This is a genomic window from Acinetobacter faecalis, assembly GCF_034187745.1.
GTDB classification, from domain to species: domain Bacteria; phylum Pseudomonadota; class Gammaproteobacteria; order Pseudomonadales; family Moraxellaceae; genus Acinetobacter; species Acinetobacter faecalis.
The window spans coordinates 66489-77907 of sequence record NZ_JAXHPF010000002.1 but is presented as its reverse complement, the minus strand read 5'-3'; the positions used below and the strand labels follow the sequence as shown (position 1 = coordinate 77907).

9 protein-coding genes are annotated in these 11419 nt (G+C 38.4%); 5 read left to right on the top strand and 4 right to left on the bottom strand.

The window, feature by feature from the left end; translation table 11 throughout:
- Positions 1-402: 402 nt before the first annotated feature.
- The 3 genes from aroE to hemF all read right to left on the bottom strand — a co-directional run bounded on the left by aroE (position 403) and on the right by hemF (position 2686).
- On the bottom strand, positions 403-1191 hold the full coding sequence (gene aroE / locus SKM54_RS02275; protein ID WP_321087600.1) for a shikimate dehydrogenase: 789 nt from the start codon (positions 1189-1191) through the stop codon (positions 403-405).
- A 125-nt stretch (positions 1192-1316) separates the two neighbouring features.
- Positions 1317-1526: a hypothetical protein gene (locus SKM54_RS02270; protein ID WP_154771830.1), complete on the bottom strand. Its 210-nt coding sequence runs from the start codon at positions 1524-1526 to the stop codon at positions 1317-1319.
- Between the two features lie 215 nt (positions 1527-1741).
- Entirely contained in the window at positions 1742-2686 is a 945-nt protein-coding gene (gene hemF / locus SKM54_RS02265; protein ID WP_321087601.1) for an oxygen-dependent coproporphyrinogen oxidase, read from the bottom strand.
- A 227-nt stretch (positions 2687-2913) separates the two neighbouring features.
- Between hemF and hemN the strand changes: the two genes are divergently transcribed.
- Entirely contained in the window at positions 2914-4278 is a 1365-nt protein-coding gene (gene hemN / locus SKM54_RS02260; RefSeq protein ID WP_321093804.1) for an oxygen-independent coproporphyrinogen III oxidase, read from the top strand.
- A 64-nt stretch (positions 4279-4342) separates the two neighbouring features.
- Here the strand turns inward: hemN and ribA are convergent, their stop codons facing one another.
- Complete coding sequence (gene ribA / locus SKM54_RS02255) at positions 4343-4951, bottom strand: GTP cyclohydrolase II (protein WP_321087603.1); 609 nt, start codon at positions 4949-4951, stop codon at positions 4343-4345.
- A 309-nt stretch (positions 4952-5260) separates the two neighbouring features.
- Between ribA and dxs the strand changes: the two genes are divergently transcribed.
- The 4 genes from dxs (at position 5261) to SKM54_RS02235 (ending at position 11197) form a co-directional block, all read left to right on the top strand.
- Positions 5261-7171, top strand: coding sequence for a 1-deoxy-D-xylulose-5-phosphate synthase (dxs, locus tag SKM54_RS02250; RefSeq protein WP_321093802.1), 1911 nt, complete (start codon positions 5261-5263; stop codon positions 7169-7171).
- A 113-nt stretch (positions 7172-7284) separates the two neighbouring features.
- On the top strand, positions 7285-8115 hold the full coding sequence (locus SKM54_RS02245; protein ID WP_321087605.1) for an inositol monophosphatase family protein: 831 nt from the start codon (positions 7285-7287) through the stop codon (positions 8113-8115).
- 201 nt (positions 8116-8316) lie between these two features.
- Complete coding sequence (locus SKM54_RS02240) at positions 8317-8922, top strand: MarC family protein (RefSeq protein ID WP_321087606.1); 606 nt, start codon at positions 8317-8319, stop codon at positions 8920-8922.
- Between the two features lie 373 nt (positions 8923-9295).
- Positions 9296-11197, top strand: a complete 1902-nt coding sequence (locus SKM54_RS02235; RefSeq protein ID WP_321093800.1) for a DEAD/DEAH box helicase — start codon at positions 9296-9298, stop codon at positions 11195-11197.
- Positions 11198-11419: the final 222 nt, after the last annotated feature.

Here is an 11419-nt window from a genome sequence, read left to right as displayed (position 1 = left end):
GTCGATGTTTTGATTATTCACATCTACAGTAAAATTACATTGATTATTGAAGCTATTAAAAATGTCAGAAAAGCTAATTTGGTTGATGGTATAGGAAAAAACTATCCTGTTTTTCTACCTTATTTATGCATCATTTAATTCAATATTACAATGAGCAAACAACAAAGAATAGATGGTTTTCTAGGAAAATAGAGTTTTATATATCTAATTTTATGCAGGATTATTACGCATGAATTATATCGGGCGCAAAAGTCATAATTTGTAATTTGACTTAATGGTGTCAGCCTGAATTGTATATGCTAAATAATTTACCGATATTTAAAATCTAATTTATTTTTAGGTGCGAATATAAAAAAGAACCTCAATAGAGATTCTTTTTTATGTTTAATTTTTAAATGATTTTTAGATAAAGTCTTTTAAGTCAGGTTTTACGCCATTCCAAATTGAAAAAGCTTCAATTGCTTGACCAACTAGCATGCCAAAACCTTCTGAAGTTGGTACACCACGGTCTTTTGCTTGGTCTAAAAATGAAGATGGTTTGCCATAAGCCATTTCATAAGCATGTTTAAATTGAAGTGTTTCAGGTAGGAGTAGGGCATTACCGCTTAAACTTGCAGATGTCGCATTAATTGCAATATCAAAATCACCTGCTAAATCTGTCAATGCAATGGCTTGAAGTTCTGCTTCAGGAACGGCATTTTTTAAGTCAGCTACAAGTTGTTCTGCACGCGCTAAAGTTCGGTTTGCAATCACAATTTTTTTCACACCTGCTTTTACAAGTGGATAAATTACGCCACGCGTTGCACCACCTGCACCAATAATTAAAATTTCAGTATTTTTTAAATTCCAATCTAGCGCATGAATCGCATCGACTAAACCTTGTCCGTCTGTATTATCGCCATGAAGTTTGCCGTCTTGCATCCAAAGTGTATTTACGGCTTTCGCAATTTTGGCACGCTCTGTGATGACAGCACATTGTGTAAAGGCCTGTTCTTTAAAAGGAACAGTGACATTCATGCCTATACCGCCAGAACCAAAAAACTCATTGATATTGGCTTCAAAGCCATCTAATGGTGCTAGGCGTTTAGTGTAGTTAAGTGAAATGCCAGTTTTTTCTGCAAAAGCATGGTGAAGTTCTGGAGAACGTGATTGTTCAATTGGATTACCAATCACTGCAAATTGTTTGCTCACTGTGCATTATCCTTGTGCTGAAATGGCAATCAATATACGTGAAAATGGAAGAAGTAAAAAGTCGGAAAAACAATGCAATTTATCACAGATTTTTATAGGTTTAAGATCGTTAGAATAGTGCTAAATTATTGACTTGGATTACAAATATCTAGAACAGCTTCGAATAACATAACAGCAGCAATACAAAATAAAGAAATAGCTGAAAGTACGCTAACAGTAATAGAAAGACCATCTGATAAATTGCTGTCAAATGACAAAGTAATGATGAATGAACAGATTAATAGCGCAGACATTCCAAGGAATGAAATTGTATTTTTATTGATTGTTATATTCACAGTGTATTTCCTTTGATAACTTAGATGTAACTTGCCATCCAAGTGTGTCAATAAGATGAATAGCTGTAACGAATCTGAATAGATTAACTTCATTAAACAGGATTTAAGTGCAATACGATAGTTAAAAGATGTATGTAAATATATTTGGTGTGTAATTTACTACCCTTTTCTCATAAAAAAGCCACCAAATAGGTGGCTTTTAACTTGTTGAGCAATTATTTTTTTAGCTCATTTAACCAATTTTGAGGTTTTAAATAAAAATCAGTTAGTCGTTTTTCAGCAGAGTTTTCATCCCATTCAGGTCTATATGACCAAGCTACAAGTGGTGGCATACTCACCAAAATAGATTCAATACGTCCGCCAGTTTGCAAACCAAATAATGTGCCACGGTCATAAACCAAGTTATATTCAACATAACGACCACGGCGGTATAGCTGGAAGTCGCGCTGTGCTTCGGTATATGGTTTGTCTTGGTTGCGCTCAAAAATAGGTACAATTGCTTCTAAATAACCATTACCTACCGCTTGCATGTATTCAAAGCACGTTTTGAAATCCCATTGATTTAAATCATCAAAGAATAAACCACCCACACCACGCTGTTCATCACGATGCTTCAGGTAAAAATAATCATCACACCATTTTTTATGTTTTTCATAAATATCTTCGCCAAATGGTGCACATAGGTCGTGTGCTGTTTGGTGCCAAGATAAAACATCTCCATCATTTGGATAAAATGGGGTTAAGTCGAAGCCACCACCAAACCACCAAATTGGATCTTGTCCTTCTTTTTCAGCTACAAATAAACGCACATTGGCATGTGAAGTTGGAACATTTGGGTTTTTAGGATGAATTACCAATGAAACACCCATCGCTTGGGCTTTTGCACCCGCAATATTAGGATGACGTTCTGTAGCAGAAGCAGGTAATTTTGAAATATTGATGTGAGAGAACATCACGCCACCTTTTTCAATGACCGTACCATCTTGTAAAACACGCGAACGACCACCGCCACCTTCAGGGCGTTCCCAATCATCAATTTTAAATTCTGCCGAACCACCGCCAATTTGTTCTTGTTGTTCTAAACGGGCACAAATACGCGCTTGCAAGTCTGTTAAATAATCACGAACACGTTGAATATCAGCTGAAGTAGGATTCTGCATCACGACCATCATAGGGAGTTATTAATTGCGTACATCAAAACATAAAATCTTAGAAAATTTAAGGGGTTTTTATCGATGTTGATGATTGGTTATTTAAAAAGCCCTAAAAACACTAAGGCTTTTACGTTGTGTTGTTGAAATATTTGATTAAGCCCATCACAATGTATGAAATTGCGGTATAAATTATTTAAGTTGTGGTCACAACGTAGCCGAAAAAGTGGGTAAATATGGGTACTTCTTTAGTTCAAAAATATAATGTTCCTGGACCACGCTATACCAGTTATCCAACGGTTCCTTATTGGGATAACACGACTTTTTCTCTTGAGCTTTGGAAGCAAAGTTTAAAAAAATCTTTTGATGAATCTAATCAATCAGAAGGTATAAGTCTTTATATTCACTTACCATTTTGTGAAAGCCTATGTACATTTTGTGGTTGTCATAAACGTGTGACCAAGCGCCATGAAGTTGAACAACCTTATATTCAAGCTGTATTAAAAGAATGGGACTTATACTGTGAATTATTGGTAGAAAAGCCTGTTATTAAAGAAATTCATTTGGGTGGTGGAACACCAACGTTCTTCTCAGTTGACCATATTCAACAACTTATTCAAGGAATTTTAGATAAATCTGAAATTGCAGATGCACACGAATTTAGCTTTGAAGGGCATCCGAACAACACTACAAAAGAACACCTGCAAGCCTTATATAACTTAGGTTTTCGCCGTGTGAGTTATGGTGTTCAGGACTATAATGAGAACGTTCAAAAAGCTATTCATCGTATTCAGCCCTTTGAAAATGTTGAGCGTGTAACGCAGTGGGCACGTGAAATTGGTTATGAATCTATTTCACATGATTTAGTTTTTGGTTTGCCATTTCAAAATTTAGAAGATGTTTTAAATACCATTGAACAGACCAATAAATTAACGCCAGATCGTTTGGCATTTTATAGCTATGCGCATGTGCCTTGGATTAAAGGTAATGGTCAACGTGGTTTTAAAGATGCAGATGTACCAAAAGATGATTTAAAACGTCAATGTTATGAAGAGGGCAAAAAGAAACTGCTTGAAAATGGCTATCACGAAATTGGGATGGATCATTTTGCTTTAGAAAAAGATGGTATGTATCAATCTTTCCAAGAAGGCACATTGCATCGTAACTTTATGGGTTATACCGCATCTAAAACACAATTGATGATTGGTTTGGGCGTATCTTCCATTGCAGACAGTTGGTACAGCTTTGCGCAAAATGAAAAGGTATTGGAAGATTATTATGCTCGTTTAGAAAATAATGAAATTCCAGTATTTCGTGGGCATGTTTTAAGTCATGAAGATTTAATTATTAGAAAACATATTCTAAATATGATGTGCACTTTCAAAACATCTTGGGCAGATGCTTCTATGTATTTCCCAGAAGTGGATGAGGTAATTTCACAACTTGACGAAATGCAGAAAGATGGCTTACTAGAAATATATGAAAATGGATTGTCTATTACAGAAAAGGGAAAACCCTTTGTGCGTAATATTTGTATGGCATTTGATTTACGTATGAAAAGAAGAGTGCCCAATACACAAATTTTCTCAATGACGATTTAAATGAAAAGCTCCCTAAAATATTGAACTGTTCAGTCAAATTTAGGGAGCTTTAGATTATATTTATTTAAATTTGAAAATCATCGGTTTTGTACATGTGCGACATGCGCTCATGTTTTGTTTTTAAATATTCTTCGTTGTGCGGGTTTAAACCAACTGTAAGTGGAACACGGTCTACAACTTGAATACCTAAATCTGTAAGGGCTTTCATTTTAAGTGGGTTGTTTGTGATCAATTGAACTTCTTTAATTTTTAAATGATCGAGCATGATATTACACATATCATAACGTCGAGCATCGGCAGGCAAGTTCAACATGAGATTGGCATCTACTGTATCGTGCCCTTGATCTTGTAGTGCATAAGCGCGAATTTTATTGGTTAAACCAATGCCACGACCTTCTTGACGAAGGTATAGAATCACGCCTTGACCAGCTTCATTAATAAGCTTTTGAGTAGCTTGTAATTGTGGTCCACAATCACACTTTAAAGAAGCAAAAGCATCGCCTGTTAAGCATTCTGAATGAATACGCACAAGTACTGGACCTGTTGGCGGAGTATCTAAGCCCTTAGACAGTGCAACATGCTCTTCGCCTGTTTGGGGATCTTGAAAAACCGTAATTTTAAATTCACCGAAAGCGGTTGGGAGTTTTGAGGTTGCAACAAATTTTATAGGCACAGCTTAACCCGTTAAATCGTTTAATAATTGAATAAAGTATAGCGTAATGCTCAGACATTAGTAGAATTGGCAGCGATAATTTATGTATAAGATTTTCTTTTTTGTATAAACAAGAGAATAATGGTTGATAATGAGTAGGATTATTCAGGATAATCTACGCACCAAATACGCGCCAAACTGAAAATCATAGCTCAAAACTACATTGCTAGAAGTGTTGCTGATTGAAGGTGATACCATTCGATTATATGATCGATTAATTCCCATTGACCTAGCTTAGTATTTGCCAGGCTTTAGAAGGCTTTGCCATATATGTTGTATACCGAAATACCAACTCTTCGCCCTGTAACACCATTGCTCGATGGCATAGACCATCCACAGCAACTACGTTTACTCGAGCAAAGCCAATTAGAAAAGTTGGCAGATGAGTTACGTCAATACATTTTATACGCAGCAGGTCAAAGTGGCGGGCACTTTGGTGCAAACTTAGGTGTGGTCGAACTTTCAGTGGCTTTGCATTATTGCTTTAACACACCTAAAGATCGCTTGGTTTGGGATGTAGGTCATCAAGCTTATCCGCATAAAGCGCTTACAGGTCGTCGTGAAGAACTTACAACTATTCGCTCTAAAGATGGTTTAGCTGCATTTCCTGCGCGTGAAGAGTCCGTATTTGACACATTTGGTGTAGGACATTCATCTACTGCTATTTCAGCAGGTTTAGGTATGTCTTTAGCACGTCGTTACCAAAAAGACCCTTGCGAAGTGGTTGCTATTATTGGTGATGGTGCAATGACAGCAGGCATGGCTTTTGAAGCGATGAACGATGCTGTTGCACATAATGCAGACTTAATGGTTGTTTTGAATGACAATGATATGTCTATTTCATGCAGTACAGGTGGTTTTGCTAAACATTTAGCTGCAATTTGGGAGCGTGGTGAATCAGTAAATATTACTGAAGATGGTGAGGCATTTGTTCAGTCACATCCTGAATGGACGTATAGCTCGCGTTTACATGAATCTGCAACAGATGCAGCAGACAACTTATTTAAAGCCATTGGTTTTGATTACTTTGGTCCTTTTGATGGGCATGATGTAAACCAATTGGTTCACGTTTTTAATGCATTAAAGAAGCGTAAAGGTCCACGTTTAATTCATATTTATACCGTGAAAGGTAAAGGTTTTGCACCAGCAGAATCAGATCAAATTAAATATCACGCAATTTCTAAATTAAATGCTAAAGCATCTACAAATAAAGTGCCAAAATATTCAGATGTGTTTGGTCAATGGTTGTGTGATGAAGCAAAACAAGATGAGCGCTTACTCGCAATTACCCCAGCGATGTGTGAAGGCTCGGGTATGGTTCAATTTGCCAAAGAATTTCCAGAACGTTTTTTTGATGTTGCAATTGCAGAACAACATGCGGTGACTTTGGCAGCAGGTATGGCTTGTGAAGGGCTAAAACCTGTTGTGGCAATTTATTCTACATTCTTGCAACGTGGATACGATCAACTTATTCATGATGTTGCTTTACAGAATTTAGATGTGACTTTTGGTATAGATCGTGCGGGTTTAGTGGGTGAGGATGGCCCAACACATGCAGGTGCATACGATTATGCATTTATGCGTACTATTCCAAACATTGTTATTATGGCACCTAAAGATGAAAATGAATGTCGCCAAATGCTACATACAGCGTATCTACATAAAGGACCTGCAGCCGTTCGTTACCCACGTGGTGTAGGCTTGGGTGTCGATATGCAAGAAAAAATGACAGCCTTAGAAATTGGTAAGGCTGAAATTGTTGCGAAATTTAACGAACAATATGACGAGTATATTTCAGTACTTGCTTTTGGTAGTCGTGTTCAAGCAGCAGTGGAAGCGGCTCAATCATTTGCACAAAAAAATGAAATCGCAGTTCGTGTTGTGAACATGCGTTTTGTAAAACCACTTGATGAGCAAATGATTTCAGCTGTTGCAGATAACACAGCATTATTCGTGACGGTTGAAGAACATGCCATTATGGGCGGTGCTGGTAGTGCTGTGAATGAATACCTTGCAAAAGCAGGCATTGTTAAGCCAATTTTAAACTTAGGTTTAGAAGATAGCTTCATGAATCAGGCGACACATGAACAGATGCTACAACTAGCTGGATTAGATGAAAAAGGCATAGAAGCCTCTATTCAACTGGCTTTGCTTCGAATCACAAATGCTGTTTCATCGTAATATTTAAAATTTAACAACATTTTTTCAACATAAAAGCGCTTATATTTGCTAAGATATACGCGCTTTTATGCATTATTCTTTATCAGTATCTTCAAATTTGTAGTGGGTGTTCAATGGAACCTATGGTGGTTATGGCTGCGCGTGCGGCTCAATTAGTTGGTCAAGAGCTTTTAAAAGCGCATCAAAATCGTCATAAACTCGATCTACAAGTCGAAGAAAAAGGGATTGATGGTCCTGTAACGCGTGTAGACCGTTACTTGGAACAATTGGCTATCGATACTCTACGTAAAAGCTATAAAAACCACAGCTTCCTTGGTGAAGAGTTTGGTTATCAAGAAGGTAAAGGTCACGACGCTGAATGGTGTTGGGTAATCGATCCACTTGATGGCACATTAAACTTCATTAATGGCGTTCCTCATTTCTGTATTTCAATTGCAGTTCAACATAAAGGTGTAACTCAACACGGTGTTATTTATGACCCTGTGAAAGATGAGCTATTCTCTGCAAGCCGTGGTCGTGGTGCAATGTTGAACCAACGCCGTATTCGCGTAAATGTGAAAGACAGCTTGAACAACACATTCTTATCTGTTGGTCATGCGTTCCGTAAAATTCGTAACGGTGAAGTTGTTTCATACGCAAAAAATCATTTCGATGCATTATTAAATGTAACTGAGTCTGGCGCACAATTCCGTCGTTCAGGTTCTGCAGCATTAGATCTTGCATACGTTGCTGCTGGTCGTTTCGATGGTTATTTCGAACTTGGTTTGAAACCATGGGACATCGCAGCAGGTGAGTTAATTGTTAAAGAGGCTGGTGGTACTGTAGTCGATGCACGTGGTGGTAGCGAATCTATGGAAAATGGCCAAGTACTTGCTTGTTCTATGAAAATGCTTAAACCACTTATGCAAGCTGTTGTTCCAGCTTGGGGTGATGCAGCTAAGTAATAAAAACTTACTGGTAGAACTTGAATATCGAGTTTTTGAAGATTTTAAAAAGCCCTCTTTATTAAGAGGGCTTTTTATTTTAGAGTTTATGTGTTTTGTAGCTGTTGCTTTAAGCTAAAAGAAAACAGCATTAGAATAAAAAAATATTGAAAACCAAAATAACGTCGACACGATGTTGAGATCGTTTAAAAGGAATTTAAATTGACTGACTATATTCACTCCTTTGCACTTTTTTTTACTTTGCTGAATCCATTTATGATGAGTATTTATATGCTTGGACTCATCAAAAATTTAAGTGCGCCAGTTTTTAATAAAGCACTCATTCAAGGTTCAATTATTTCTTATGTAGTATTTGTTTTATTTGCATGGGGTGGAGAGGCTATTTTCTCTCAATATCTTCAAGTACGTTTTGAAGCATTTCAAATTTTTGGCGGTATCATATTTTTGGTTATTGGTTATCGCTTTGTTTTTGAAGGTGCCGATACCATTGGTAATATTCGCGGTGGTAATGCAGCCGGTATGATCGCAATGCCATTTATGATTGGACCAGGAACGGTCAGTGCATCAGTCATTACGGGTTCTAAAATTTCAGTATTAGGTTCGGCGGCAGTCATTGGTGCAACTTTGGTTATTACATGTAGCTTATTAATTCTCATGAAATTCGCACATGATAATTTAAAAGTTAGTCATGCAGATTATGTTGACCGTTATGTTGATATTGTTGGTCGAATTGCCGCGCTTTTGGTTGGTACTATTGCAATCGATATGATTATTAATGGTGTGGTTGGATTAATTGTAGATTTTTAAACTGTATGTTTCTTGTTATACATCAGTCTTATTTATCATTAAAATTAGTTTAGCTGACTAAAATAGGTGACTTTTAAAAAAACTCTGCTATACTCTGCCCACGCACTTATATTTTAGTTCATTACCTGAACATTTCTCTTCAAATCATTGTGTATGCGCGTGCGGTCCAACTAGAGGACGATATCTCGCGCCCCAATCGCTTTAGCGATTCCTTCAGGTTAATAAGCCGTTATCAAACGTGCGTTATATTACATCGACGTTACTCGGATCGCCGCTGAATCTAAATTGTCAGCGATTATTGCTGTGCCGCTTTTTGCCGATGTCCATCTGACTTATTTTTAATGGAGCACCCCATTTTCGGGTGAAATACTCTATGAGCAAAACTTTTGCTGATTTTCCTTTACATGAATCGTTACAACAGGGTTTACAAGCATTGGGCTTTACTGCGCCTACACCTGTTCAAGAACAAGCGATTCCTGCTGCTTTAGAAGGTAAAGACCTTCTTGTATCAAGCCAAACTGGTTCTGGTAAAACTGCTGCGTTTCTTCTCCCTACATTAAACGCACTTGCTTCTGAAGATGCTTTGGTTCCTTTTAAGGACCGCATGAAAGCTGTAACTCAACCAAATATCTTGGTTCTTTGCCCAACACGTGAATTGGCTCAACAAGTTAGCCAAGATGCAATTGCATTTGTACGTCACATGAAAGGTGTTCGTATTGCTGCAATTATGGGTGGTATGCCTTTTGGTAAACAAATCCAACAATTAAAAGGCGCACAAGTTGTTGTTGCAACTCCAGGTCGTTTACTTGACTTGGTAAACCGTCGTCAAATTAAATTAGACAAAGTTGATGCGTTAATCGTTGATGAAGCTGACCGTATGCTTGACCTAGGTTTTTCTGAAGACCTAGAAGCAATCAGCGATTTAGCGGCTAACCGTAAACAAACATTAATGTTCTCTGCAACTTTTGCTGGTCGTATTATCAGCCTTGCAGAACGCATGATGAATGATCCACAACGTATTGCGATCGAAACAGGTCACTCTACAAACACTGACATCACTCAAACATTGCATTGGACTGATGGCTTTGAACATAAGAAAAAATTACTTACGCATTGGTTGAGCGCTGAAGACGTTGATCAAGCTGTAGTATTTGCTTCTACTCAAGAAGACACAGATATGTTAGCTGAAGAACTTGCTGAAGCAGGTTTATCAGTTGTAGCACTTCACGGTGCTATGCCACAAACTGTACGTAACCGTCGTTTACGTAGCATTCGTGAAGGTCGTGCTAAGATTTTAGTTGCAACAGACGTTGCTGCTCGTGGTCTTGACGTACCAACAATTTCACACGTAATTAACTTTGGTCTTCCTATGAAGAACGAAGATTATGTACACCGTATTGGTCGTACAGGTCGTGCTGGTCGTACAGGTAAAGCAATTACACTTGCAACTTACCGTGAACGCGGCAAGATTCGTGCTTTAGAAGATTTCTTAGATGCTCGTTTAAACGTATCTGAAATTGAAGGTCTTGAGCCATCTCCACCTCCTGCACGCGGTAGCCGTGATGGTGCTGGTCGTGGTCGTGGTCGTGACGGTGGTCGTCGTGATGGCGGTCGTGGTTTCGGTGGTGGTCGTCGTTTTGAAGGCGAAAGCAACTTCAAACGTCGTGAAGGCGGTGATGATCGTCCACGTCGTAGCTACGATGACAAACCTCGTGGCGAACGTCCTGCTTTTGGCGGTGAAGATCGTCCACGTCGTGATTTTAGCGATCGTCCACCACGTCGTGAAGGCGGCTTTGGTGATCGTCCACAACGTTCATTTGAAGATCGTCCACCACGTCGTGAAGGCGGTTTCGGTGATCGTCCACAGCGTTCATTTGAAGATCGTCCACCACGTCGCGAAGGCGGTTTCGGTGATCGCCCACGTCGTGAAGGTGGTTTTAATGACCGTCCTCGTTCAAATGATGACAACCGTGGTAACCGTGTAGATTACAAACCTCGTGAAGGTGGTTTCGGTGATCGTCCAAAACGTGATTTTGGTGATCGTCCAGCTCCACGTCGTGAAGGCAGTTTCGGTGATCGTCCAAAACGTGATTTTGGTGATCGTCCAGCTCCACGTCGTGAAGGTGGTTTCGGTGACCGTCCACAACGTTCATTTGATGATCGTCCAAAACGTACATTTGGTGGTGAAGACCGTCCACGTCGTAGTTTTGATGATAAACCACGTGGTGAGCGTACATTTGGTGAAGATCGTCCACGTCGTAAATTTAACGACTAATACGAATTCAAGAAAAAAGCCGATGGTCATCCATCGGCTTTTTTGTTTAAATTTTGCATAACAAAGATAATAATGTATAATTAATCACATAATAATTCCTTTTTGATAATAATGATGGGTAATAATTTGAAAACTGAAAACTATAAAGCTGTACAAGAGGTGCTTATGCCATATATCGGTTTAGCTCTAGTTCTCTGCAATGTGATTTTTTTTCTATATACA

Excerpts from the sequence above, each read along its gene's own strand:
- hemF (WP_321087601.1), bottom strand. The coding sequence starts at position 2,686 with ATGCAGAATCCTACTTCAGCTGATATTCAACGTGTTCGTGATTATTTA.
- hemN (WP_321093804.1), top strand. The coding sequence starts at position 2,914 with ATGGGTACTTCTTTAGTTCAAAAATATAATGTTCCTGGACCACGCTAT.
- dxs (WP_321093802.1), top strand. The coding sequence starts at position 5,261 with ATGTTGTATACCGAAATACCAACTCTTCGCCCTGTAACACCATTGCTC.
- SKM54_RS02245 (WP_321087605.1), top strand. The coding sequence starts at position 7,285 with ATGGAACCTATGGTGGTTATGGCTGCGCGTGCGGCTCAATTAGTTGGT.
- SKM54_RS02235 (WP_321093800.1), top strand. The coding sequence starts at position 9,296 with ATGAGCAAAACTTTTGCTGATTTTCCTTTACATGAATCGTTACAACAG.